The 24,120-nt window shown below is 68.2% G+C and carries 27 protein-coding genes; 13 read left to right on the top strand and 14 right to left on the bottom strand.

Features of this window, described 5'->3' with window-relative positions; all coding sequences use genetic code 11:
- The first annotated feature begins 20 nt into the window (after positions 1 to 20).
- The 3 genes from ASD21_RS15555 to ASD21_RS15545 all read left to right on the top strand — a co-directional run bounded on the left by ASD21_RS15555 (position 21) and on the right by ASD21_RS15545 (position 1,576).
- Positions 21 to 248 carry a hypothetical protein gene (locus tag ASD21_RS15555; protein ID WP_056443045.1) on the top strand — a complete coding sequence of 76 codons (228 nt, stop codon included), beginning with the start codon at positions 21 to 23 and terminating at the stop codon, positions 246 to 248.
- Positions 245 to 892, top strand: a complete 648-nt coding sequence (locus tag ASD21_RS15550; RefSeq protein WP_056443043.1) for a TetR/AcrR family transcriptional regulator — start codon at positions 245 to 247, stop codon at positions 890 to 892. Before ASD21_RS15555 ends, ASD21_RS15550 begins: the two co-directional genes overlap by 4 nt.
- 84 nt (positions 893 to 976) lie before the next feature.
- Positions 977 to 1,576, top strand: a complete 600-nt coding sequence (locus ASD21_RS15545) for a TetR/AcrR family transcriptional regulator (protein ID WP_056443039.1) — start codon at positions 977 to 979, stop codon at positions 1,574 to 1,576.
- A gap of 249 nt (positions 1,577 to 1,825) precedes the next feature.
- Here ASD21_RS15545 and ASD21_RS15540 read toward each other — a convergent pair whose 3' ends face one another.
- Positions 1,826 to 3,472, bottom strand: a complete 1,647-nt coding sequence (locus ASD21_RS15540; protein WP_056443036.1) for a serine hydrolase — start codon at positions 3,470 to 3,472, stop codon at positions 1,826 to 1,828.
- A gap of 264 nt (positions 3,473 to 3,736) precedes the next feature.
- Between ASD21_RS15540 and ASD21_RS15535 the strand changes: the two genes are divergently transcribed.
- Positions 3,737 to 4,243 (top strand): VOC family protein, encoded by a 507-nt coding sequence (locus tag ASD21_RS15535; protein WP_056443034.1) that lies wholly within the window; start codon positions 3,737 to 3,739, stop codon positions 4,241 to 4,243.
- A gap of 117 nt (positions 4,244 to 4,360) precedes the next feature.
- On the opposite strand, the gene ASD21_RS15530 is transcribed toward ASD21_RS15535, so the two are convergent.
- Positions 4,361 to 4,951, bottom strand: coding sequence for an SH3 domain-containing protein (locus ASD21_RS15530; protein ID WP_056443032.1), 591 nt, complete (start codon positions 4,949 to 4,951; stop codon positions 4,361 to 4,363).
- 230 nt (positions 4,952 to 5,181) lie between these two features.
- Here ASD21_RS15530 and ASD21_RS15525 point away from each other — a divergent pair, with 230 nt between their 5' ends.
- The gene (locus tag ASD21_RS15525; RefSeq protein ID WP_056443029.1) at positions 5,182 to 6,600 is read left to right on the top strand and encodes a hypothetical protein; all 1,419 of its coding nucleotides are present in this window, start codon (positions 5,182 to 5,184) and stop codon (positions 6,598 to 6,600) included.
- A gap of 167 nt (positions 6,601 to 6,767) precedes the next feature.
- Here the strand turns inward: ASD21_RS15525 and ASD21_RS15520 are convergent, their stop codons facing one another.
- A complete protein-coding gene (locus tag ASD21_RS15520) occupies positions 6,768 to 7,880 on the bottom strand; it encodes a cache domain-containing protein (protein ID WP_056443026.1) in 1,113 nt (370 codons plus the stop codon).
- Positions 7,881 to 8,189: 309 nt separating this feature from the next.
- Between ASD21_RS15520 and ASD21_RS15515 the strand changes: the two genes are divergently transcribed.
- Positions 8,190 to 9,557 carry a pectate lyase gene (locus tag ASD21_RS15515; RefSeq protein ID WP_442856978.1) on the top strand — a complete coding sequence of 456 codons (1,368 nt, stop codon included), beginning with the start codon at positions 8,190 to 8,192 and terminating at the stop codon, positions 9,555 to 9,557.
- A 183-nt stretch (positions 9,558 to 9,740) separates the two neighbouring features.
- Positions 9,741 to 10,865, top strand: a complete 1,125-nt coding sequence (gene aroC / locus ASD21_RS15510; protein ID WP_056443206.1) for a chorismate synthase — start codon at positions 9,741 to 9,743, stop codon at positions 10,863 to 10,865.
- Between the two features lie 160 nt (positions 10,866 to 11,025).
- On the opposite strand, the gene ASD21_RS15505 is transcribed toward aroC, so the two are convergent.
- Positions 11,026 to 11,238 (bottom strand): hypothetical protein, encoded by a 213-nt coding sequence (locus ASD21_RS15505; protein ID WP_056443022.1) that lies wholly within the window; start codon positions 11,236 to 11,238, stop codon positions 11,026 to 11,028.
- A 315-nt stretch (positions 11,239 to 11,553) separates the two neighbouring features.
- Between ASD21_RS15505 and ASD21_RS15500 the strand changes: the two genes are divergently transcribed.
- The gene (locus ASD21_RS15500) at positions 11,554 to 12,060 is read left to right on the top strand and encodes a response regulator (RefSeq protein ID WP_056443019.1); all 507 of its coding nucleotides are present in this window, start codon (positions 11,554 to 11,556) and stop codon (positions 12,058 to 12,060) included.
- Positions 12,061 to 12,078: 18 nt separating this feature from the next.
- Here the strand turns inward: ASD21_RS15500 and ASD21_RS15495 are convergent, their stop codons facing one another.
- Positions 12,079 to 12,753, bottom strand: a complete 675-nt coding sequence (locus ASD21_RS15495) for a tetratricopeptide repeat protein (protein WP_056443016.1) — start codon at positions 12,751 to 12,753, stop codon at positions 12,079 to 12,081.
- Between the two features lie 170 nt (positions 12,754 to 12,923).
- On the opposite strand from ASD21_RS15495, the gene ASD21_RS15490 reads away from it, so the two are divergent.
- On the top strand, positions 12,924 to 13,157 hold the full coding sequence (locus ASD21_RS15490; protein WP_056443013.1) for a hypothetical protein: 234 nt from the start codon (positions 12,924 to 12,926) through the stop codon (positions 13,155 to 13,157).
- A gap of 151 nt (positions 13,158 to 13,308) precedes the next feature.
- Here the strand turns inward: ASD21_RS15490 and ASD21_RS15485 are convergent, their stop codons facing one another.
- From ASD21_RS15485 to queC, 7 genes are all read right to left on the bottom strand, one after another.
- On the bottom strand, positions 13,309 to 13,680 hold the full coding sequence (locus tag ASD21_RS15485; RefSeq protein WP_056443010.1) for a YciI family protein: 372 nt from the start codon (positions 13,678 to 13,680) through the stop codon (positions 13,309 to 13,311).
- 83 nt (positions 13,681 to 13,763) lie between these two features.
- Positions 13,764 to 14,228, bottom strand: a complete 465-nt coding sequence (locus tag ASD21_RS15480) for a hypothetical protein (protein WP_200941445.1) — start codon at positions 14,226 to 14,228, stop codon at positions 13,764 to 13,766.
- Complete coding sequence (locus ASD21_RS15475; RefSeq protein ID WP_156390793.1) at positions 14,228 to 14,443, bottom strand: hypothetical protein; 216 nt, start codon at positions 14,441 to 14,443, stop codon at positions 14,228 to 14,230. Before ASD21_RS15475 ends, ASD21_RS15480 begins: the two co-directional genes overlap by 1 nt.
- A gap of 9 nt (positions 14,444 to 14,452) precedes the next feature.
- On the bottom strand, positions 14,453 to 14,767 hold the full coding sequence (locus ASD21_RS15470; protein WP_200941444.1) for an ArsR/SmtB family transcription factor: 315 nt from the start codon (positions 14,765 to 14,767) through the stop codon (positions 14,453 to 14,455).
- Between the two features lie 99 nt (positions 14,768 to 14,866).
- Entirely contained in the window at positions 14,867 to 15,232 is a 366-nt protein-coding gene (locus ASD21_RS15465) for a 6-pyruvoyl trahydropterin synthase family protein (RefSeq protein WP_056443003.1), read from the bottom strand.
- Positions 15,233 to 15,304: 72 nt separating this feature from the next.
- Positions 15,305 to 15,937 carry a 7-carboxy-7-deazaguanine synthase gene (gene queE / locus ASD21_RS15460; protein ID WP_056443000.1) on the bottom strand — a complete coding sequence of 211 codons (633 nt, stop codon included), beginning with the start codon at positions 15,935 to 15,937 and terminating at the stop codon, positions 15,305 to 15,307.
- A gap of 123 nt (positions 15,938 to 16,060) precedes the next feature.
- The gene (gene queC / locus ASD21_RS15455; protein WP_056442997.1) at positions 16,061 to 16,813 is read right to left on the bottom strand and encodes a 7-cyano-7-deazaguanine synthase QueC; all 753 of its coding nucleotides are present in this window, start codon (positions 16,811 to 16,813) and stop codon (positions 16,061 to 16,063) included.
- Between the two features lie 535 nt (positions 16,814 to 17,348).
- Between queC and ASD21_RS15450 the strand changes: the two genes are divergently transcribed.
- Both ASD21_RS15450 and ASD21_RS15445 read left to right on the top strand, forming a co-directional pair.
- A complete protein-coding gene (locus ASD21_RS15450) occupies positions 17,349 to 20,177 on the top strand; it encodes a TonB-dependent receptor (protein WP_056442994.1) in 2,829 nt (942 codons plus the stop codon).
- Positions 20,178 to 20,560: 383 nt separating this feature from the next.
- Positions 20,561 to 22,096 carry an ATP-binding response regulator gene (locus ASD21_RS15445; protein WP_056442992.1) on the top strand — a complete coding sequence of 512 codons (1,536 nt, stop codon included), beginning with the start codon at positions 20,561 to 20,563 and terminating at the stop codon, positions 22,094 to 22,096.
- 47 nt (positions 22,097 to 22,143) lie between these two features.
- Here ASD21_RS15445 and ASD21_RS15440 read toward each other — a convergent pair whose 3' ends face one another.
- Both ASD21_RS15440 and ASD21_RS15435 read right to left on the bottom strand, forming a co-directional pair.
- The gene (locus ASD21_RS15440) at positions 22,144 to 22,602 is read right to left on the bottom strand and encodes an SRPBCC family protein (RefSeq protein WP_056442989.1); all 459 of its coding nucleotides are present in this window, start codon (positions 22,600 to 22,602) and stop codon (positions 22,144 to 22,146) included.
- Positions 22,599 to 22,961: an ArsR/SmtB family transcription factor gene (locus ASD21_RS15435; protein ID WP_056442986.1), complete on the bottom strand. Its 363-nt coding sequence runs from the start codon at positions 22,959 to 22,961 to the stop codon at positions 22,599 to 22,601. The genes ASD21_RS15440 and ASD21_RS15435 overlap by 4 nt, the downstream gene beginning before the upstream one ends.
- 170 nt (positions 22,962 to 23,131) lie before the next feature.
- Here ASD21_RS15435 and ASD21_RS15430 point away from each other — a divergent pair, with 170 nt between their 5' ends.
- Positions 23,132 to 23,563, top strand: coding sequence for a hypothetical protein (locus ASD21_RS15430; protein ID WP_235524900.1), 432 nt, complete (start codon positions 23,132 to 23,134; stop codon positions 23,561 to 23,563).
- A 49-nt stretch (positions 23,564 to 23,612) separates the two neighbouring features.
- A complete protein-coding gene (locus tag ASD21_RS15425; RefSeq protein ID WP_056442985.1) occupies positions 23,613 to 24,101 on the top strand; it encodes a CPBP family glutamic-type intramembrane protease in 489 nt (162 codons plus the stop codon).
- Positions 24,102 to 24,120 lie beyond the last annotated feature (19 nt).

The raw sequence follows: 24,120 nt of genomic DNA, 5'->3' as shown, positions 1-24,120 counted from the left end.
GGGAGGCAGGAGAAAACAGAATGGCTCAGAGCGCTCGCATCGCCGTCGCCGACTTCTCCGCGTCCGAGCGCGAAGACGCCATGGCTGAAGTCCGCCAACTGATCACCGACCTGCGCGACGCCGCGCAGGACGGGCGCGCCCTGGCGCGTCGCTACGCCGACCTCCTCAAGGATGTCGTCGACGAATATTGCATTGAATTCGAGAAGCGCGCCGAAGCCGCGCTTGCTCGCCTGGAGACCGTCCAATGAGCTTTGTATCCCTGAATATCGAGTCCCCGACCGAGACCCCCGTCAAGCTGACGCGCCGGGCCCTGGCCAAGCAGCGCACGCGCGAACGCGTCCTGTCGGCCGCCCGCCGTCTGTTCACCGAGCGTGGCTACGAAGGCGCGACCATCCGCGACATCGCCCAGGCCGCCGGCATGTCGACGGGCGCGGTGTTCGCCAGCTTCGCGGACAAGAACGAGCTGTTCGACGAGATCCTGACCGCCGACTACGAAGTCATCTACGCCCAGATGAAGCAGGCCGGCGCCAACGCCGCCACCATTGAAGAAGGCGTCATCGGCATGTTCGCCGTCGCCTACGGCTTCCATGTCGAGCAACTGCCGCTGCTGCAGGCCAGCATCGCCGTGTCCTGGACGCGGTCGGAACCGGCCGAGCGCCGCAACCGCGGTCACCTCAAGCACATCTTCGCCCTGCTGAACGGCGTGCTGACCCGCGGCGTCGATCGTGGTGAACTGAAGAGTGACGCGGACGTTAAGCTGCTCGCCGAGATCATCTGGGACGTGTATGTCGCCAACTATCGCCGGGCGATTTTCGACGCCTGGTCGGTCGAGGCACTGCTGTCGCGACTTTCGGACCAACTGAAAGTCATCCTGGCGGGCGCACGCGCGTAATCACGGCCAAGGGCGGACGCTCTTTGTCGGAGCGTCCGCCGTCGGATCAAGTAGAGCGACGCAGACTATCCGGGGGGACAGTGCGTGGGCGTAAGACACGATCAGAAGCAGGCGACCCGCGAGAAGGTCCTCGAGGCCGCGCGCGACCTGTTCAACGAGACGGGCTACGAAGAGACCACCATTCGGGCGATCGCCGAGCGGGCGGGGGTCTCGGTCGGCAGCGTCTTCACCACCTTCGCCTCCAAGGCGGAGGTGCTCAGCCATGTGATGGACCGGCGCCTGGGCGAACTCTATGCCGAGTTCGACCGGGTCGTGCCGTTCCTGCGCGGATCGACGGCCGACCGGCTGGGCTCGATCTTCGCCATCCACTACGAGTTCGAAACCCGGCGGGTGAAGCTGTTCCTGGCCCATATCGCGGCCTCCTACAGCCCCAGCCAGGATCCGGGCCTCACCCCGTACGGCCGCAACCTGCGCCTGACCGAGATGCTGCGCGAGACGCTGCTGGACGGGATCGAGCGCGGCGACGTCCGTCCCGACCTCGATCCGCAGACGGCGATCGACGTGCTCAAGGCCGCCTACGCCTGGAACTACCGCATGGCCGCCTGCGGCCAGGCCTCGGCGACCGAGCTGTCGGCGATGATGGACAGGCAGATCCAGTTCATCGCCCAGGGGTGGCGGCTGTAAGAAACCCTCTCCCGGAGGGGAGAGGGAGGGTCCCGCCGCGCAGCGGTGGGAGGGTGAGGGGTGACACCGCTAAAAGCGAAACCCCGATTGCTTCACTTGCCATCCCCACAGGCGCGAACAAGCTCGCGTCATGGATCCGATCACGGCCGCGTGGCCGAGGCCATCGGCGCGGCGCTCCGGCTGAGGGCGTGACCCCTCACCCTCCCACGCTTCGCGTGGGCCCCTCCCTCTCCCCTCCGGGAGAGGGTTTCAAAGGCGCGTCAGCTTCAGATCCTGATAGTCATACGAAAAGTCCGCCAGCGGCGAGACCGCCCGCATCGTGGCGCCCGTCACCGCGCCGGCCTTCACCGAGAACACCACGAAGGCGTCCTCCTGCGAGCGGTCGTCGAAGCGGGTCTTGAAGGTGTCGCCGTCGAAGGTTTCCAGGGCGCCGCGCAGGACCGGGGTCTTGTCGAAGGCGATCTTCAGGGACGTCTTCTTGCCCTTGCCCCCCTTCTTGGCCGGGGCGACCGACACCGTCACCGTGCCGTACCAGGGATCGCGATAGGTCCCGGCATAGGCCGCCAGCGGCAGGGTAGGGGCCGCGCCGCCATTTGGGCCACCGCCCTTGGGGGTCATGGCCTCGGCCGCGTCCTTGACCGTCTTGGCGTCGGCCTCGGCCTGGACCTTGCGGCTGGAGGCGATCCAGTCGAAGTCGTCACGCCCCTGCAGCCGGTCGGGACCGCCGTACCGAAGGGACCGGAAGACGGTGTTCTCCTCGGCGTTGGTCATGACCATGATCCCCGACTTCCGGCCCGGCAGCAGGCCGGTATAGGAGATGAAGCCGGCCAGCCCCCCCGTGTGCCAGACGATCTTCTCGCCGCGATGGTCATTGACGAACCAGCCCAGCGCATAGGCCTGCAAGCTGGCGCGCACCGGGTTGTCGGCGATCGGTCCGTCGGACCAGGCGGTGATGGTCTGGGGCTTCCACATCTCGCGGCCCGAGGCCTCGGTCCACAGCTTGGCCCCGCCTGGCGTCGTGCCCAGGCCCAGCTGCGCCTGCATCCATTTGCCGATGTCGCGCGGGCTGGCGTTGAGGCCGCCGGCGGCGCCGGCCGCGTCGAAGCTGCCGTCGAACGGCAGCACGGTCTGCGGCCCCAGGCCCCGCACCGGCGGGCCCATCCGGGCGTGCGGCTCCGCGCGCGGGCGATTTCCGATCAGCGAGGGCAGGGGCACGCTGTCGGTCATCTTCAGCGGGTCGAGGATCCGCTTCTGGATGAACACTTCCCACGGCGCGCCGGTGACGGCGGCGATCACCTCGCCGGCCGCCACGTACAGCACGTTGTCATAGGCGTAGCCGCCCCGGAACTGGCCGCCGATCGGCAGGTACTTCAGCCCCGCCACGATGTCGGCGCGGCTGTGGGTGGGGTTGGGCCAGATCATCAGGTCGCCGGCCCCCAGGGTCAGGCCCGAGCGGTGACACAGCAGGTCGCGCACGGTCATCAGCTTGGTGACGATCGGGTCGCTCATAGCGAAGGCCGGCAGGTATTTGGTGACCGGATCGTCCCAGGCGACCTTGCCCTCCTCGACCAGCATGGCCAGGGCGGCGGCGGTGAAGGCCTTGGTGTTGGAGGCCACGCCGAACAGGGTGGAGTCGGTGACCTTGTCGGTCCCGCCCAGGCGGCGCACGCCATAGCCCTTGGCCAGGGTGATCTGGCCGTCCTCGACCACGCAGATCCCCAGGCCCGGCTCGTCGGGGAAGGCGGCCATGACCTCCTGGGCGAACTGGTCGATCGCCGCCCCGGCCTTGCCGGTCTGAGAGCCCCCTTGGCGCGCGAAGGCCGGCCTGGCCAGCGCCGCGGCCCCGACGGTGGCGAAGGCCGACAGCAGGGCGGCGCGGCGGGTCGTGGCGATCATTGAGGCGTCCTGGAAAAGGTCAGGCGCGCACTGAAGCCTAGCCATGGACCCGGAGCAAGACGGCGGCCCGGTCTGGCGCCGAGGACAAGATTAATTCGGTTTCATGACGATCTTGTAAGTTGAGACGCCGTCGGCGCTCCCGTAGATGGCGCGGCCTCGGCGGATAACGCCGATCAGTGAACACCAGATTTCTTGGGCCGAAAGCCAGGCGCGTGACCTCGTCGCACGCCGCGGGACCGGTCGCGCCACATCCACAGGAACCACATGATCCACCACCTCTCCGTCAGCGCCTGCGACCCCAAGGGCGCGGCCGAATTCTTCGCCGACATCATGGGCGGCGTCGTCGTCGACTTTCCGCCGAACCCCGGCAGCTTCATGGTGTTCAAGGCCGACGGCCGGGGCACCGGCATCGAAATCTATCCGGCGGGCAGCGTCATGGTCGCCAACGGCGAGCCCGGCGCGGCGTTCCTCCGACAGGCGGACGGCGCCGATCGCCGCTCGCCGACCCACTTCGCCCTGAGCGTCGACATGGCCCAGGAAGACGTCATGACCCGAGCCCGCGCCAAGGGCTGGGACGCCTTCGTCTGCGACCGCGGCGGCCACTTCCACGTGGTCGAGGTCTGGGTCGAGAACACCTGGCTGGTCGAGGTCCTGCCGCCGGCGTTCGCGGCCGAATATCTGGGCTTCGCCGGGGCGGTCACCGAGCTGGCGGACCCCAACACGGCGCTGGACTCCCACAAGCCGCAGGCCAGTACGCTGCAGCCCGCCTAGGGCCCAGACAGCAACAAGCCCGTCCGCGGGGGGCGGACGGGCTTGCCGTACTAGGGCCTGACGCTAAGCGGCCCATGTAGGGGACATGCTTATGGGCATGTCCCCATCCGTTCGCGCCTAGGCGCGGTAGACGTAGGCGCTGGAGACGTAGCCGACGCCGACGCCGTCCTGGCCGACCAGGATCCACTTGCCGTCGCCGGTGCGGCCCAGGGCCTGGAAGGTCTCGCCGGCCTGGACCGAGCCCACGGCCTGGGCGCGGGTCGTGGCGCCGCTGCGCAGGTTCAGGGTCGAGCGGGCGACGTACTTGCCCTTGATCTTGGTCATCGGGGCCGCGTCGACCGCGTTGGACACCCGGATGCCGTTGCTGACGTAGACCCCGCCGGCGTTATTGGCCGCGCGGCTCTTCTGCATCTGGCAGCCGGCGTAGGAGCCGGCGCCCGCGCCGACCACGGCGCCGATGGCGGTGCCCGTGCCCCGGTCGTTCTTGGCCAGCTTGTTGCCGGCGACGGCGCCCAGCAGGCCGCCGATCACGGCGCCGGCTTCCTGCTTGCCGCCCGAGGCGTTGCAGCCGATCACGCCGCCCAGCTTCTGCGACATGGCGTGGGCGGGGGCGGGCGCGGCGACCAGGGCCAGGGCGGAGGCGGTCATGGCCAGGCCCGCGATCATGGTCTCGAGGGCGGTGGTCTTGAAGGTCTTGGTCTTGGTCATGGTCTTGGTCCCTTGAATGCTCCGGAGCCGTCGGCCCCGTGAGACGCACCATGCCAAGGCGAAGCTGAACGGCGCCGACAGGGCGTCCGACAGATTCCGTTCATGTGCGATTTTTCCGCTAATCGCGCGATGCGAGCGTTGAGGTGACTTGCTATTGACGATTGCAGCGACGCGGTCGTTACTACCCGCGCGAGCGCCGACAGAGCGTTCGCGGATCAGGGGAGGCGCACATGCGCAATATCGGTTTGATCGCGGCGAGCGCCATGCTGCTCCTCGCCGTTGGGGCCTGCGATGGATCCAAGAAAGCCGCGACCGGCGGCAAGGAGGGCGCGACCCTGGAGACCGCGGGCGCGGTGACGCCGGTTCCGCTGCCCGACAGCCCCAGCTTCCCGGTTCCCGCCGCGACCATCAACGGCTGGATCGCCAACAGCGACACGGCGGCGATCCGGGCTCACGCCTGGAGCCTCTGGCAGGCCATGACCGCCCCGTCGGGCCAGTCCGTCAACAATCAGCAGCTGCCGATCTGGGACACCTGGGCGGACACCTCGGTCGTCTTCCCGCAACCCCAGGCCACGAACGCGTCGCTCACCGCCGAGCAGGCCAAGCCGAGCCCCGGACGCAAGTTCTTCAAGCCGGCGCAGTTCCATCACACCCGGGACGCCCGGTTGAAGGCGCTGGCGACGGCGGCCGCCGACAACTTCCCGCTCGCGGTCGACAGCAAGTACGATCCGCCGGCCGCGACATTCATCGGCGGCCCGCAGGCCGGTCCCGGCGGCGGGACCTATTCCTACGCCAGCGGCGCCAGCCTGACCAAGCTGAACGCCGCCTGGCCGACAGGAACCACGCCCCAGAACCGGGCCATCAACGAGTTCCCGATCCGCGCCATCGAGACCAAGCCGGTGTTCGGGCTGGTCAAGGCCAACGGCCTGACCGCCCAGCCGTTGTGGCAGGGTCCGTCGGCCTCGACCAACGCCGGCAATCCCACGCCCGACACCTGGACGACCTGCGTGCTGATCCAGCCGGGCGCGACGGGAGCGGTACGCCCCGCCACCTCGGCCGAGATCAACGCCGGCGCCGTCAGCGTCCAGGCCCAGGGGCTCGCCTGCAAGACCTTCCTGTGGGCGCCGCTGAGCACCTTCTACGCCGCGCAGTTGAACGCCGCCGAGGCCCAGAACTTCAACGCCGCCACCGGCGTCTCCGGCCCCGCCGCCGCGGCGGCCGGCGACTACAGCGTGCTGCTGGCCATGCACGTCAACACCAAGGAAATCCCGTTCTGGACCTGGCAGACCTACTGGTGGCAGCCCGGGGCCGATACGCCCAACAACTTCCCGGGCAGCAAGCAGGGCCAGCCCGGCGCGCTGGGCGGGCCGTGGAACAACTACGCCAGCTGCACGGCCTACGACCAGACGACGACCCCTGGCGGCTCGACCATGCAGGTCTGCTTCAACCCCTATCTGGAGACCTCGCCCGGCATCCCGGCCGGCGTGACCTCCAACTGCGTGAGCTGTCACGGCGTCGCCCTGGTCGGTCCCAACCCGAACTATCCGGCCAACTACAACAAGCCGATCGTCTTCTTCACCGACCCGACCTACTTCAACACCCAGTCGACCCACACCGACTTCTCGTGGGCGGTGGCGAGCGCGCCGTAGGGCATGAAACCCTCTCCCGGAGGGGAGAGGGAGGGGCCCAAGCGAAGCTTGGGAGGGTGAGGGGTGAAGGCGCCCGACGGCGTGCCGGTAGGGCGTTGGCGAGAAACTCGGTGAGGGCGTAATCCTTCACCGCCCCCCGCCTTCGTCCGCGAGGGGAGAGGGCTTGATCAGGCGGCGCTGAGCTTGGCGACCGGCGCCGTCGTCACCGCGGGGCGAAAGGTCGCCGCCGGCTTCTGCTCCTCCGAGGTCTGGACCAGGCAGCCGTACCAGCCCATGCCCCCGTAGGTCTCATAGCCCGGGGTCAGGGCGTAGCCGATGGTGCGGGCGCCCTCGGCGTAGCTGCCCATGTCGCCGCTGGTGGTGTCGAGCTTGAAGGTCTCCTCCAGCACGCCCTTGCCGTCCGAGCTGGCCAGCACGCGGTGGTTCTGGTCCAGCAGCAGCACGCGCGAGCGGGCCTTTTCCTCGTCGGTCAAGCGCACGCCGTCGACCACAGCCTGGGCCTGGGGCCTCCAGTCGAAATGGACGCCCAGCACGCCCAGCACCTTGCCGTTGGCCTGGCCGCCCGCGCGAATAGCCGTGGCGTAGGTGGCGACCGGGGCGTCGTTCAGGGCCTTGACCCGTTCGATGTCGCAGACGGCGAAGTCGTCGCCCGACCGGGTGCGCATCGCCTTCCTGAACCAGTCGGTCTCGGCCACCGAGGCGGTCCTGGCGCCCGGATACTTGTCGGGCCGGCCGCTGGCGATCACCCGGCCGCTGGTGTCGGCGATCCACAGGTCGAGATAGACGGTGTAGGCGTCGAGGATCACCTTCAGCCGCTGGCTGGCGTAGGTGGACGCCTCGCGCGAGGGGGCGGCGACGCAGTCGACCACGGCGCTGTCGGTAGCCCACCAGCGCACGTCGCAGGTGCGCTCATAGAGGTTGCGGTCGATGATCTCGATGGCGTTCAGGGCCAGGTCGACCAGGCGCTGGCCGCGCAGGTGGCCCAGGATCGCCCCGCCGATCTTGGTCAGTTCGTCGAGGTCGGCGCGCACCTGGCTCTCCAGGGCGGCGGCCACCACGTCGATCTGGGTGGAGATGGTCTTGAACTCCTCGGCGACGATCGCGAAGCCGCGCCCCGCCTCGCCGGCCCGGGCGGCGACGATCAGGGCGTTGATGGCCAGCATCTTGGCCGAGCGGTTGACGTAGGCGATCTCGCCGATCTTCTCGCCGGCGACGGCGCTGAGGCGCTCGCTCAGCTCCAGGATTCGCTCTGGGCGGAGGCTGGCGTTTTCGTCTGCCATGAAAGGTTTCCCCCGAAACCGGCGGCGGGACCCGGAATAGCCGAATCACTCGCCAGACAAGCGAGGATGACACCCGCGTCAGCTTTCAGGGATGGGGGTTGGACAATTCGCCGCGTCTTTTCGCGTGTTTCGCGGCATGACGCCTGGGGATATGTGCAGTTTCGCGGCAATCTTTGCCTCATTAATCATCAATACTCGACAGCGTTGTCAATGTTTCGTCGCGGTAAAGCCTTGCCGTGAGCCAATGACACCGGTGGACAGGAATTCGGGGACGGGGGATGGTGCGCGGAAATATGGGGGAAACCGCAGATGATCCGCACCGCTCTGGCCGCCGCCCTGGCCCTGACCGCCGCCCCGATCGCGGCCCCCATCGCGGTCCCCATCGCGGCCCAGGCCGCGCCGCGCGAGGTCACGGCCTTTCCCGGCGCCGAGGGCGCTGGAAGGCTGTCGGTCGGCGGCCGCGGCGGGGCGGTGATCAAGGTCACCAACCTCGAGGACTCCGGCCCCGGCAGTCTGCGCGCCGCGATCGAGGCCAAGGGTCCGCGCACGATCGTCTTCGAGGTCGCCGGCACGATCCCGCTGAAGAGCGAGCTGAAGATCGCCAACGGCCAGATCACCATCGCCGGCCAGACCGCCCCGGGCGGCGGGATCACCCTGCGCGACCATACCCTGGTGGTGGCCGCCGACGACGTGGTGATCCGCTTCATCCGCTCGCGCCTGGGCGACGAGAGCAAGACCGAGGGCGACGCGATCTGGATCAATTCGGGCCGGCGGATCATCCTCGACCACGTCTCGGCCAGCTGGTCGGTGGACGAGACCCTGTCGGCCAGCGCCCGCTACGACGATCCAGGCCAGGGCTTTTATGACCTCACGGTGCAATGGTCGATCATCGCCGAGAGCCTGCGCCACTCGATCCACGCCAAAGGCGACCACGGCTACGGCAGCCTGATCCGCGGCGGTGGCGGCTCGAAGATCAGCTTCCACCACAATCTGTGGGCCAACCACCTGGCCCGCATGCCGCGCCCGGGCAATTACGACGGGCCGGACAAGGACCCGGTCGGGGCGTTCTTCGAGTTCCGCTCCAACGTCTTCTACAACTGGGGCAAGGGCCATGCCGGCTACGACGCCGACAAGGCGGCCCTGGCGGCCTACAGCTTCATCGACAACGCCTATGTGATGGGGCCCGACAGCGAAAAGCCCATCGCCTTCAACGAAAGCAACAGCCTGGCCAAGGCCTGGTTCGCCGGCAACAGCATGAACGGCGTCGTGCCCGAGGATCCCTGGAGCCTGGTCAGCGGGCTGCAGGCCCCGGGCTGGCGCCAGGCGGGGCCGATCGACGTCGCGCCGGTGGCGGCCGATCCGGCGGCCAGCGCCTATGAGCGGGTGCTGAAGGACGCCGGGGCTTCGGTGTTCCGCGACAGCGTCGACGCCCGCGTGGTGGCCGGCGTGCGCGACAAGACCGGCAGGCAGATCGACAGCCAGGCCCAGGTGGGCGGGTGGCCCATGCTGCCGGCGGGGGCCGCGGCGGTCGATACGGACGGGGACGGGATGCCGGACGCCTGGGAGAAGGCGCACGGCTTCAATCCCGGGAAGGCCGACGGGGCGCTGGACCGCAACGGGGATGGGTGGACGAACCTGGAGGACTACCTGGCGGACGCTGCGAAGAAGCGGGGTTAGTGGCTCACCCCCTTGCCCCCACCTGACCGCTTCGCGGTCTGTCCGCCCCCATAGGGGGCGGAGGACGAAAGCGCGACTCCTCTTCCCCCTCTGGGGGAAGACGACCGCGAAGCGGTCCGTAGGGGGCAAGTGATCGCCGCCCCGACCTTTGCCCCCCTGCACGCTTTCCGCTACACCGCCCCCATGTCGCACAACACCTTCGGCCACCTGTTCCGCGTCACCACCTGGGGCGAAAGCCACGGCCCGGCCCTGGGCTGCGTGGTCGACGGCGTTCCGCCCGGGATCGCCATCACCGCCGAGCAGATCCAGGCCTTCCTCGACAAGCGCCGTCCCGGCCAGGGCAAGTTCGTCACCCAGCGCCAGGAGCCGGACGCCGTGCGCATCCTGTCGGGGGTGTTCGAGGACGAGCGCAGCGACGGCCAGCGCACGACCGGTACGCCGATCAGCCTGATGATCGACAACACCGACCAGCGCTCCAAGGACTATGGCGAGATCGCCCAGGCCTTTCGGCCCGGCCACGCCGACTATCCCTATTTCGCCAAGTACGGCGTGCGCGACTATCGCGGCGGCGGGCGCAGCTCGGCGCGCGAGACCGCCGCGCGGGTGGCGGCCGGCGCGATCGCCCGGCTGGTGATCCCCGGCGTCACGGTGCGCGCGGCCCTGGTGCAGATCGGCCCGCACGTCATCGACCGCGCGAACTGGGACTGGGACCAGATCAACGAGAACCCCTACTGGTCGCCCGACGCGGCGATCATTCCGGTCTGGGAAGAGCATCTGGAGACGGTCCGCAAGGCCGGCTCCTCGACCGGGGCCGTCGTCGAGGTCGAGGCGGCCGGCGTGCCGGCCGGCTGGGGCGCGCCGCTGTACGGCAAGCTGGACGCCGAGCTGGCCTCGGCCCTGATGTCGATCAACGCCGCCAAGGGCGTGGAGATCGGCGAGGGCTTCGCCAGCGCCGCCCTGTCGGGCGAGGACAACGCCGACCAGATGCGGATGGGCGAGGATGGTCCGGTGTTCCTGAGCAACCACGCCGGCGGCGTGCTGGGCGGACTGTCGACGGGCCAGCCGGTGGTGGCCCGCGTGGCCTTCAAGCCGACCTCCTCGATCCTGACGCTCCGCCAGAGCGTCAACGAGGCGGGGGAGGAGATCGACCTGCGCACCAAGGGCCGTCACGACCCGTGCGTGGGCATCCGCGGCGTGCCGGTGGTCGAGGCGATGACCGCCTGCGTGCTGGCCGACGCCTTCCTGCGCCACCGCGCCCAGACGGGCGGCGGCGCGTTCGCGCCGGGCGGCCAAGGCCAAAGGGTTTGATTTAGAGCTCGTCATCCCGGGCCTCGTGCCCGGGACCCCTCTGTCCGCCGCAAGGGCAGGGGTGTGGCGCGCTGGCGCGCCAATGCGCTTCACCGTCAGCTGAACCAGGGGTCCCGGGCACAAGGCCCGGGATGACGGCTGAAATTGGAATGGCGGGCGACTACGCCTTGCGCGCCTCCGGCCATTCCTCGGGGCGCAGGATCATCGTGGGGCGCAGGAAGGCCGACTGGACGCGGTCGTAGCCGCGAACATCAAGATCTCGACAAATGATCTCAAGCAACTCCCCGCCGCTGACCTCCGGCGGGGGTGCGTCGTGCGTCTGGCGCCAGAGCTCCAGAGCTTCGCGTTTGATGAGTTCGTCGCGGGAGGCCATGTGGAATCATATCCCTTCGGCCAAACAACTCTCGGACCTTGCGACTCGTTCCTATTTTTTCGTTGACAAAAGGTAATCAACCGCCACTGAATTAAGAATAATCTGAATATCCGCCAAGAAGACGCGGGCCAAAACTCGCCATAATTGCGCGGGCCCGGCCAAATCCGAAAACGGCTGGTTATGTCGAAATTCGACATAAGACGAGAAACACCGAGGTCTCGGGTGAATTTCCGATTGACCGATTATTACCGTCTCGTAACGTTTGATCTTGAGCGACGCGTCAAATGGCGAGTCCTCTGAGCGAGCCGGGGGCGCGTGCGCTTCGATCTGCTGAAGATTCTGTTAGTCGACGACAATCAGCACATGCGCATGTTGCTGACCGAGATCCTGCGAGCTCTGGGCGTACGGCAGATTTTCGAGGCGATGGACGGCGCCGAGGCGCTGCAGATGATGCGCGAAACCCAGATGGACTTGGTCATGACCGACCTGACCATGGGTCCGCTGGACGGCATCGACTTCGTCAACCTCCTGCGCAATTCGCCCGACAGCCCCGGCCCGTTCACCCCGGTCATCATGATCACCGGCCACTCCACGATGCGGCGGGTGGCCGAGGCGCGCGACGCCGGGGTCAACGAGTTCCTGGCCAAGCCGGTGACGGCGCGCGGCGTGATCCACCGCATCAACCTGCTGATCGAGCACCCCCGCCAGTTCATTCGCTGCCAGGACTATTTCGGCCCCGACCGCCGCCGCCGCCAGGACCCGGCCTTCATCGGCCCCTGGCGCCGCCAGGGAGACCCGGGCGTGGTGGAGCTGCAGTACTGAGCGGTGCGCGAAAACGGCCTAGGCTTCGACGCCGCGCCGTTTCCAGAGATCGGCGATGCGCGGATTGATCTTCAGAGCCCGCTTGATATCGGCCGCGCCGGCCGCCGGATCGCCGGCCCGCTGCTTCACCAGGCCACGCATGTAGAGCGTCGAGGCCGAGCGGGGAAACAGGCGCAGGGCCGCGTCGTAATCGGCCAGCGCCAGACCGAGCTCGCCGCGCCGGAAGTGGACGAAGCCCCGCGAGTCGAGGGGATCGATGTTCACGTCACCGATGGCCGTGTTCAGGTCCACCGCCTTGTCGCAATAGGTCAAGGCCTGATCCAGGTCCACGCCCCGCAAGGCGCGGATCCACCCCGCGTGACTCCAGGCGTTGGCGCGATCGGGCGTCAGGCGCAGGACGGCGTCGTGGTCCTGCTGCGCGCCGGCCAGATCGCCGGCGGCCTCGCGCGCGAAGGCGCGTTCGGCGAGCGCCGCGGCGAATTGCGGCTGAAGGGCGATCACCTCGTCGAAAGCCGCGATCGCCCCCGGATAGTCTCGCCGCGCCATCAGGACGCGGGCGTGGTTCAGGGCGTGCTCCTGCCGCGAACCGGTCGGCTGGTAGAGCGGATTGGGGCGCCCGCGGACATCTCGCGCCGAACTGGGCGAGCCGATGAGACATCCCAGCACGACGATCGTCAAAACCAGCGCCCGCATATTGTCCCCGTCTCCGCGGCCCCGCGCCCTTCCACGGCGCAGCTAGTGATATCCGTTTTCGATGGACTGGCCATCGGCGATCCTTCGGCGCCATACAGCGGCCATCGGACGCGGAGATCCTTAACGCACCCTGGGCTAGAACACTGGCTCCAACCGCAGTGAGCCCGCCCATGTCCGCGCGTCGTCTTCCTCTCGCCCTGGCCCTGCTGGCCGTCGCGTTCACGAGCCAGGGCTGCCTGGCCGTCGCCGCCGGCGGCGCCGTGGTCGGCGCGACCGGAGCCGTGGTCGGAACCACCGGCAAGGTCGTGGTCGCCACCGGCAAGGCGTTGATCCCCGGCGAGAGCAAGAAGGACCGCGAAAAGCGCGAGTTCAAGGAATGGAAGAAGTCGCAGCGGCGGGGCTAGCGCGCCCGCCCACCTTAGGCCTCCCCCAGTGGGGGAGGTGTCGGCGAAGCCGACGGAGGGGGCGTGTTCGGCGGACGACCACAACCCGGACCTTCGACCCTAGAACTCCCCCGCCGGCCTTCGGCCGCCTCCCCCACAGGGGAGGGATTGCTTACCCCGCCGCGATCGCCCCCGGCAGGTACAGCCGCATCGGCCGCACCTCGTACGCCCCGCCGGGATTGGCCACGCCCAGCTCGCGGGCGATGTCGAGGGCCTCGTCCATGTCGGCGACGTCCAGCACGTAGAAGCCCAGGAACTGCTCCTTGGTCTCGGCGAACGGGCCGTCGACCACGAAGGGGGCGTCGGTCTTGACCAGGGTCTTGGCGGTCGTCGTGGCGCTCAGCCGGCCCGACGGGCCCATCTTGCCCTCGGCGATCAGCCGGTCATGGACGACCGACAGGCGGCCCATCACCGCGTCGTCCTGCGCCTGGGTCCAGCCCATGACCTCGTCCTGGTTGTTGTAGCACAGCAGCATGTAGAGCATGGGCGAGGTTCCCCGACGGCATTGGCGAGGCAGAGATAGGCCAGCCGGACGCGCGAAGGAAGACCGACGTTTTTCGAATCCGCCTAGCGCCACCGATCGCCCTTCGCCCGGGCGAAGGCGGAAAGCACGTAGGGCCAGGGGATGATGATCGGGAAGATCACGACCAGGGCGCAGGCGAAGGCGGTCGACGCGGTGTCCGCGTCCATCCGGCCCGCCCGCCACAGCGGAACCGCCACCACCGACAGCCAGATCACCTTCCACGCGATCTCGAACAGCAGCAGCGGCAGCATCTTCAGCGGATAGCGCAGGCCCAGCAGCGCCAGCAGCGACAGCGCGCCCAGCATGCACTGCACGACGCCCTGCATCAGCCCCCATGACCCGTGGTCGAGGAGGATGCCCGGCCAGATCTCGATCCCGAGACCGACGGCGATCAGCAGGTAGCCGGCCCGCAGCGCGTACAGACGCCAGAGGGGCGGCGCGGCGTGGTCCCGGGCGGACGAAGCGGCCCCGCCGCGCCCGGCGGAGGCCAGGGAAAGGTCGGCGGCCACTATTCCACCGCCTTGAGGATCTTCTCGATCCCGTCCAGCCGCGCGCGGACCTCGACCAGGACGGTCAGGGTCTGTTCCGAGATCTCCCGGTAGGCCTGGTCGCCGGCCAGGCGCGCCTTGGCCTGCTGCACGGCGGCCAGGTAGCGCAGGCCGAAGATCAGCAGCACCGTCCCCAGCGGGAGGCAGATCGTCAGAATGTACAGGTGTTCGGACATGAACATCTCCTACTTGTCGGTTTTCTGGGTGAGGGACTGGACGCGCTCGGCGATCAGGGCGGGGGTGATCTCGAGCTGGAAATCGGCGACCTCGAAATAGTTGAGGGCCTTGCCGTCCTGCGACAGCTCCAGCTGGCTGGTGACCAGCCCCGCCTCTTCCAGCTTGTTCAGATGCAGGTGGAGCAGCGGCCGGCTGATGCCGATCTCGCGCGCCAACCGGCTGACATAGTTGCGCCCGCCCGCCCGCAGCGCCGCGATGATCCGCAGGCGGTGCGGACTGTCCAGCGCCGACAGGATCGCCAGCAGCCTGTCCCCCGGGGTCATGTGATCCATCCGCATTTCATGTGTAATAAATAACTGACATATGAAAGCTGTCAAGCGGCTTTCGAACGCGCAACTCCGTTCGGAGGGGGCGGTGGGGGCCTAAAGCGTCAGCGCGCAGCTTTCGCCGATGGTCGGGCGCGAGACCACCACGCGCGACAGGCCCGGAAACTGGGGCGTCAGGCGCTCGGCGAAATAGAGGCAGATGCGCTCCAGGGTCGGGCTTTCCAGCCCCGGGCGATCGTTGAGCAGACCGTGGTCCAGCTCGGTCGCCACCGCCTTCAGCGCGCCGTCCAGGCTGTCCAGGTCGGCCACCCAGCCCGCATCCTGCATGGTCCCGCGCACGCTGGCCTCGACCTTGAACGAGTGGCCGTGCAGCTTGCGGTAGCGATGGTCGGCGGGACCTTGCTCGATGTAATGCGCCGCGTCGAAATGCGCGGCCTTCGTGATCTCGAAGACGGGCTTCATCTAATGCTTCTTTGACTAGGCCTGGGAGGCTCTAGCGCGTCGACCCTGTCACCAAGTCGAGCGCCTTATCCGTCAGGGCAGGCCGAGATATTTGTGTGTCTGGACGCTTAAACGCCATTGTGGGTGCGAAAGGCAATAGGCGACGGCCAATTGCGTGTTCCTGTCGCGGTCCGGGCCGTCCATCGGCTGCAGGTAGAAGCGCTCGAAATCCAGGGCCGCGAAGCGCTCGGGAAGCGCCTTGTCCTGCGGATAGACCAGCTTCAGCTCCTGGCCCTGGGTCTGGACGACCGGGGCGTCGGCCTTGGGGCTGACGCAGACCCAGTCGATCCCCTTGGGCGCTTCCACCGTGCCGTTGGTCTCGACCGCGATCATGAAGCCGCGCGCGTGCAGGGCGGCGATCAGGGGCGGGTCCAGCTGCAGCAGCGGCTCGCCGCCGGTGCAGACCACCAGGCGGTCGCGCGGCCCGCCGGTCCAGGCGGCCTCGACCGCGCGGGCCAGGTCGTCGGGCGTGGCGAACTTGCCGCCGCCTTCGCCGTCCACGCCGACGAAGTCGGTGTCGCAGAAGGTGCAGACGGCCTTGGCGCGGTCCTGCTCGCGGCCGGTCCACAGGTTGCAGCCGGCGAACCGGCAGAACACCGCCGCCTTGCCCGCCTGGCCGCCCTCGCCCTGCAGGGTGAGGAAGATTTCCTTGACGGAGTAGGTCATTGGGAACGCTCGAGGGGGCGCCCTCGTCCTTCGACAAGCTCAGGATGAGGGCTACTGGTGCGGTGGAGATCAAAGGCGCTCAAAATGAAAACCTCATCCTGAGCTTGTCGAAGGACGAGGTTTTCACGCACCGAGCCCGTCCCGCCCCGCCGCGTCCCATTCCTCATACCCCCGCCGCCGCAGCTCGCAGGCCGGGCATTCGCCGCAGCCGTGGCCCCAGGCGTGCAGTTCGCCGCGTTCGCCCTGGTAACAGGTGTGGCTCTCGACCACGATCAGGTCGACCAGGTCCTCGCCGCCCAGGGTCTTGGCCAGGGCCCAGGTCTCGGCTTTCGTCAGCTTCATCAGCGGGGTCTCGATGACGAAGTCGCGGTCCATGCCCAGGTTCAGGGCGCTCTGCATGGCGTCCAGGGTGTCGCGCCGGCAGTCGGGATAGCCCGAGAAGTCGGTCTCGCACATGCCGCCGACCAGCGCCCCCAGGCCCCGGCGGTCGGCCAGGGCGGCCGCGTAGATCAGGAACACCAGGTTGCGGCCGGGCACGAAGGTGGACGGCAGGCCGCGCTCGGTCATCTCGATGGCGACGTCGGCGGTCAGGGCCGACTGGGCCACCGCGCCGAAGCCGGTCAGGTCCAGCACGTGGTCCTCGCCCAGGCGGTCGGCCCAGTGGGGGAAGCGCTCGGCCATCCGATGGCGCACGGCCTGGCGGGCCTGCATCTCGATCACATGGCGCTGGCCGTAGTCGAAGCCGACGGTCTCGACCCGGGCGTAGCGCTCCAGGGCCCAGGCCAGGCAGACGCTGCTGTCCTGGCCGCCGGAGAACAGCACCAGGGCGGCCTCGGCGCGCGGCGGCGTCGACGGGGAAGGGGGGGAAGCGGACATCGCGTTTCTCTACACGAGGCGCGCGGGATTGGCACGTGGGAGGACCGCCGACCGAGGCGCGTGCACGGCAAGGTATCGCCAATCCGGCCCCGGCCAGGGGGTGGGGGCGTGCGCTCTCGACTGTGTCCTGGGGTCATCAGCCCTGAAACATTTGTTTCGAACGACGATATTTTGGCTGTACCTTCAGCGCGAATGGGACACTATGAACCACGCGCGGCGGCAAGCCTCGTCAAGGTTTCCCAGGCTGAAACCACGCCTGACGCTACGTCAGGCGCCGAACCGGCTTTTCTAATTTTAATGAAAACTTACCCGTCCGAGGTGAATGTGACCTTGGGTAAAGTGAAAAGGTGTAACCTATCAATGATTACTTAGGCTCTGGCCGGTTGACAGCCCCAGATACCAAGTATGCAATCGCCTTATGCTGCGAGGGGTCGGCCGTACGCCCGCGTAGTGCTTAAAAGTACGGCGCCGAGGAAACAACGCGACGTCCGCAGGCTCCGCCATAAGGAGCCGCGACGTCCAGGGAGGGAATAGAATGTCGCGATCTCTGCGTATGCGGAGCCTGCTGGCCATGGGTGCGTCCGTGACCGTGCTGGCCGCCGTCGCCACCCCAGCCTTCGCTCAAACCACGCCCGGCGCCCAGCAAGGCGGCGGCAACGTGCTCGAGGAACTGGTCGTCACCGCCCAGAAAAAGGAAGAAGCCCTGCAGGACGTGCCGATCGCGGTGTCGGCCTTCAGCCAGGACAGCCTGGAAGCGCAAAAGATCGACGGCGGCCCCAACCTGCAACTGGCCATTCCCAACGTCACCTTCGCCAAGGGCAACTTCACCAACAGCTTCAACTTCGCGATCCGCGGCATCGGCAACAAGGCCGTCGGCGTCTCGACCGACGGCGGCGTCGGCGTCCACGAGAACAACGCCCCGCTGCAGTCGGGCAACCTGTTCGACGCCGAGTTCTTCGACGTGGAGCGCGTCGAAGTGCTGCGCGGTCCGCAAGGCACGCTGTACGGCCGCAACGCCACCGGCGGCGTGGTCAACATCATCACCGCCAAGCCGACCGACACCTTCGAGGCCCAGATCCGGGCCGAGATCGGCAACTACAGCACCCAGAAGCTGCGCGGCATGATCAACATGCCGATCGTCGGCGACAAGCTGGCCGTCCGCGTGGCCGGCAACTATCTCAAGCGCGACGGCTTCGTCACCAACACCTACAACGGCCACAAGGTCGACGACCGCGACCTGTACTCGACCCGCGTCTCGGTGATGTTCAATCCCACCGACTCGCTGCGCACCAACTTCATGTGGGAGCACTTCAACGAGGACGACAGCCGCGCCCGCGTCGGCAAGCAGCTCTGCACCAAGGACAACGGCCCGGCCACGCTCGGCGGCGTGCCCACCGGCGCGGCTCGCGCTTTCCTGACCCAGGGCTGCCAGAACGCCTCGCTGTACAGCAACAACGCCTACGGCACCGTCAACACCTCGGGCACCCTGACCGGCGAACTGGGCAACATCTTCGGCTTCACCAGCGGCGACGCCAACGCCGGCGACACCACCAGCCACGACCTGCGTGAAATCGAGACGCTGTTCGACCCGATCTACCAATCCAGCTCGGACATCTACCAGTTCAATCTGGACTACGACCTCACCGACCAGCTGACCCTGACGGCCATGACGTCGTACAGCGAGGGCGAGGTCTATACGAAGCTGGACTACAACCGGAACGTCTCGACCGTTCCGTTCAACAGCACGGGGCTTTCCCCGGGTGGCTTCTTCACCGACCCGCAGGTCGGCACCACCAACAAGTTCACCACCCTGGACGTCTCCTCGGGCACGTCCAAGCAGTGGAGCCAGGAAATCCGGCTGCAGTCGAACTTCGACGGTCCGCTGAACTTCAACTTCGGCGGCATCTATTTCGACTACAAGACCGTCACCGACTACTACGTGATCGGCAACTCGCTGACGATGTCGGCGATGGCGCTGAACTTCCAGAAGACCGGCAACCCCAATTGCAGCCCGGTCGCCCTGCCGACCACCTGCATCGGCATCGACCCCAACGCCACGCCGGACGGCAGCGGCCACAACTATTATGACAACCGCTCGCCCTATCACCTGAAGTCGAACGCCCTGTTCGGCGAACTGTACTGGCAGGCCAACGAGAAGCTGAAGTTCACCCTGGGCCTGCGCCGCACCCACGACGACAAGACCCTGGACGTCTACGACACCGTCCTGCTGTCGCCGGGCATCGGCCTGAAGCAGAGCACCACCAACCCGCAGGAAAAGTCGGTCTTCAACGAACTGACCGGTCGCTTCGGCTTCGACTACAAGCTGACCGACGACAACCTGCTCTATGCCTTCTATTCCAAGGGCTACAAGGGCGGCGGCTCGAACCCGCCGGCGGCGGTCGGCTCGGCCGTCAAGCCGCAGTTCGACCCGGAATTCGTCAACGCGTTCGAGCTGGGATCGAAGAACACCCTGATGGGCGGCAGCCTGATGCTGAACGCCACCGGCTTCTACTATGACTACCAGGGCTACCAGATCTCCAAGATCGTCAGCCGCACCTCGGTCAACGAGAACATCAACGCCACGGTCTACGGCCTGGAGCTGGAATCGGTCTGGTCGCCGGTTCACAACCTGCGCCTGAACGCCAACGTCGGTTACCTGCACACCAAGATCGCCGACGGCGTGGCGTCGATCGACACCATGGACCGCACCCAGCACAACCCGGCCTATACCCTGGTCAAGGCGGGCCCCAGCCTGCCCAACGCCGCGGTCGGCTCCAACTGCGTGGTGACCACCGCGGGCGCCGCCACGATCATCGGGGCCGGGGCCGGCGCGACCCTGCCGTTCGCCTGCGGCGGTCCGCAAGTCTACCAGGCCTTCCTGCAGACCCCGGCCGCTCTCGGCGGCGCGGGCCTGCCGCCCGCCACGGCGGCCTTCCTGGCCAACATGACGGGCCTGTACAACTACGGCGCCGGCTATTCGATCGAGGGCACCACGGCGGACCTGTCGGGCAACGAGCTGCCCAACTCGCCGCACTGGACCACCTCGGTCGGCGCCCAGTACACCTGGGACTTCTCGGGCGGCTGGTCGGCCACCCTGCGCGGCGACTACTACCGCCAGAGCAAGCAGTTCACCCGGGTCTACAACACCGCCTACGACACGCTGGAGTCGTGGGACAACACCACCGTCACTCTGAAGGTCGAAAAGCCGGAGTGGGGGCTGTCGATCGACGCCTATGTCAAGAACCTGAGCGACGACACCCCGATCACCGACGCCTACACCACCGACGACAGCTCGGGCCTGTTCACGAACCTGATCACGCTGGAGCCGCGCACCTACGGCGTCAGCGTCACCAAGTCGTTCTAGGCAAGAGCGCCAAAACCGCCTCTCTCGAGGCGACTTTGGGCGGAACCAGGAAGGGCGGCGGAGCGATCCGCCGCCCTTTTTGTTTGGACGGGGCCGAAGGGGCGCCGCGGCCGAAGATCAGATCGCGAGCAGATCGCGTTTTTCGGCGCTCGACCCTGAGCGGACGTTGGCGCCCTTCTCCTCCCCCGTTTCACGGGTGAGGAGAGGAACGCCATGTCCGCGACCCATCGTGGCGGACGCCTTGAGAACGCCGGGCGGACAGGCCTTCCCCCCAAGGACCGCGCGTCGCAACGCCCCAAATCCCCAAACACGTCGACCATTTACGACTCCGCAACGCCAACGGGTGAAGGTGAGGTCCCCAAAACGCCTCGCCGAACGGCCGCATGGACACCCTCGCCCGACTTATCGACCGCCGAGCCCCGATCGCTCCCACGACCCCGTGCGGTGACGTCGCGGCGATGTTCCATGTCCAGGCCGACGCCGCCGCCATCGCCGTGGTCGTGGACGGCAAACCGCTGGGCATGGTCTATCGCGACGTGTTCCAGGGCCAGATGGCCGTCGCGCCCGAGCTGGCGGCAAGCCCGATCTCCGAGGTCATGGACCGCGAGGCGCGCACGGTCGAGGCCAGCGTGTCGGCCGCCGCCTTCGTCGACCGCCTGACCCAAAGCGCCACCCCGATCTTCCGCAGCGCCTATCTCGCCGTCGACGAGGCCGGCGACTATGTCGGCGTCGGCGGGCTGAGCTCGCTGCTCACCTCGCACCGCCGCCGCCAGCGCGAGGCCGACGACGCCATGGCCCTGGTCGAGCGCATGGCCCACGACATCGGCCGCCATCTGGAAGGCGTCCTGGCCTTCACCGAACGGCTGGAGCAGTCGCGGCTGACGCCCGACGCCGCCGCCTATGTCCGCGCCATCGGCGACACCAGCCGCGACATGAGCCAGGTGCTCGGCCGCGCCATGGACCTGCGCCGCGCCGCGACCGGCGACCTGGCCCTGGCGCCGGCGCCGGCCCTGCTGCGCGACCTCAGCGACGCCGTCGAGGCCCGCTGGGCCCCCCGCGCGGCCGAGGGCGGCTCGACCCTGCTGTTCTCCTATGACGGCGACCCGGACGCCGCCGCCCTGATCGACGCCGACCGCGTGCTGCAGGTGTTCGACGCCCTGATCGAGAGCGCCCTGGCCAGCGGCCGCGGCGTCATCGAGGCCAGTCTCAAGGTCCACCACGTCGAGAACGGCCTGATGCTGGAAGGTCGGGTGCGCGACAACGCCCCCGGCTCGGCCGAGGCTCGCCTGGCCCGGGTGTTCGCCCCGCTGGGCGCGGGCTGCATCGAGGACAGCAACGAGCTGGCCCTGGGCGTCGGCATGGCCCTGGCCCACGGCTTGACCCGCGCCATGGGCGGCCCGCTGCGGGCCGAGGCCAACATGGGCGCCGGCCTGACCGTGCAGTTCGCGCTGAGCGTTCCCGAGGCGACCCTCACGGCGTCGGCCGGCGAGGAGCCGAGGCTCGACACCCGTTCGGCCCACATCCTGATCGTCGACGACAACGCCACCAACCGCATGGTCGCCGAGGCGCTGTGCGAGATGTTCGACTGCACCTCCGAGCAGGTGGCCGACGGCGCCGAGGCCGTCGAGGCCGCCAAGTCGGGCCGCTTCGATCTTATCCTGATGGACATCAAGATGCCGCGCATGGACGGCGTCGCCGCCACCCGCGCCATCCGCGACCTGCCCGGCCGGGCCGGCGCCGCGCCGATCGTCGCCCTGACCGCCAACGCCGACCCCAACGACGTGGCCACCTACATCGCCGCCGGCATGCAGGACGTGGTGGAAAAGCCCATCAAGCCCGAACGCCTGGCCGCGGTGCTGTCGGCCCTGCTGAGCGACGACGAGGACGACGCCGGCGAAGACGCCGAGGCCGCGGCCTAGGGCTGTCGACGCTCGGTGTTTCGGACGGCTCCGTCGCGAACGGCCCTTCAGTCCGCGGTCAGCAGCGCCTCCAGCTTGCCATAGACGTCGTCCAGGCCGTCGGTGAAGCCGGCGGCGATCGCGGCGGCCCGCGCCTCGGCGTTGGCGTAGCGCATCACCTGGGTCATGCGGGTCCCGGCGCCGCGCGCGACCAGGTCCGTCGTGACCTCGACACGGTAAGACGCATCGCCGCTGAAATGCTCGACATGGGTCATGTGATGCGGGGCGTCGGCGGCCAGGATCGGCCCCCAGAAAAAGAACGCCTCCCATTCGAAGTGAAAGGCCCCGCCCGGACGCGCGTCCATCTCGCAGCGCTTCATCTCGCCCAGCCACAGGGGGATCAGCGCGGGCTCGGTCAAACCCCGCCAGACGCGGGCGGGCGGATGGGTGAAATCGCGACGGATGACGATGTCGGTTTCGCCGTCCATCACGAGCTGCAGCTCGGTCAGGTCCAGGGTCATGGTCATCGGGTGCTCCTTTCAGGATTGGCGGAAGGTGCTTGGTCGGTTTCGTCCGACAGGCCGTCGAGAACCGCGTCCAGCTTCTGGAACCGCGTCTCCCAAAGCGCCCGGTATTGGCCGAGCCAGTCCCAGAGCGCCTCGACCGCGTCCGGTTTCAGGCGGCGGGGGCGGGCCGTGCCGTCGATGCGGGTTTCGATCAGCCCCGCCTCTTCCAGCACCTTCAGGTGGCGGCTGATCGCGGGCTGGCTGATGGAAAAGGGACGGGCGAGGTCCTGCACCGTCGCCTCGCCCTGCGCCAGCCGCGCGATGATGGCGCGGCGGGTGGGGTCGGCCAGGGCGGCGAAGGACTGGTCAAAAGCGGTCACGACGGGGCATCCATTATATAACGGATTTGCTATATAACGATATCATGATGCAAGTAAAGCCGAGACCGCAGCCTAGGGGCGCCCCTCTGGCGGTGGTCAGCCGCCCGGCTTGTACGGCAGGGGCATCGGGACTAGCGTCCGCGACAGCAGAACAGCTGGGAGGCCAGACCATGAAGCCCATGCTCTTCCTAGCCGCCGCCGCGGCCATGTCGTCCGCGGTCCCGGCCTCGGCCGACAACGGCCAGAGGTTCGACCACGCCGCCCAGATGAACGCCTATTCCAACGTCCTGCCGCGCGACCATGCCCGGGCGTGCTTCGACGGGCGGTTCATCGCCGGCGCCAATCGGTCCGGTCCGAACATCCTCTATGTCCAGTCGCCCAAGGGGGCGATCTTTCGCCTGCGGCTCGCCAGCAATTGCCCGGCCCTGGACGACGCCCACAAGCTGACCATGCGGTCCGACGGCGGCGACCTCATCTGCTCCGGAGACCCGGCCGAGACGATCGCCTGGACGGCGGCGGGCTCGCGGCGTTGCTATGTCAACGAGGTCCATTGGCTGAACCCCGGCGAAAGGCTCGCGCTCGCGACGGCGGTCGGGCGATAGTCTCGACGCGCGAGGTCCCCGCGCCTTTCGCGCCGGGTTAGGGTGCGCCATGCTCCAGCGCCTGCGCCGATCCCTGACCACCTTGCCCGACGCGCGCGGCTGGGCGCTGTGCGGCCTGGTCGCGGCGGTCACCGGAAGCCTGATGGCGGTCCTCGGCTTTTCGACCGGGCTCTACGCCCTGACCCCGACCGTTCCCGGCCTGCCGCCGCGGCTGCTGACCGTGCTGTTCGTGCCGGCCCTGGGCGAGGAGATCCCGTTTCGCGGCCTGCTGGTTCCCGGCCGTGACGAGACTTCGCGCCCTTGGACGGCCATCGCGGTCTCGACCGCCCTCTACGTCGCCTGGCATCCGCTGGAGGCCCTGACCTTCCTGCCCCGGGGCGCGATGTTCCTGCGCCCGGACTTCCTGGCCTGCACGGCGATCCTCGGCCTCGGCTGCGCCCTGACGCGCTGGCGGACGGGCTCGCTGTGGCCGGCGGTGATCCTGCACGGCGGCTTCGTCGTGGTCTGGCAGACCTGGCTGGGCGGGGTGCGGCTGTAGCTTAAGGCCCTCCCCCTGT

Source organism: Caulobacter sp. Root1455 (assembly GCF_001426905.1).
Classification (GTDB): domain Bacteria; phylum Pseudomonadota; class Alphaproteobacteria; order Caulobacterales; family Caulobacteraceae; genus Caulobacter.
The sequence above is the reverse complement of the archived record's forward strand: the minus strand, read 5'-3'. Positions and strand labels throughout refer to the sequence as shown.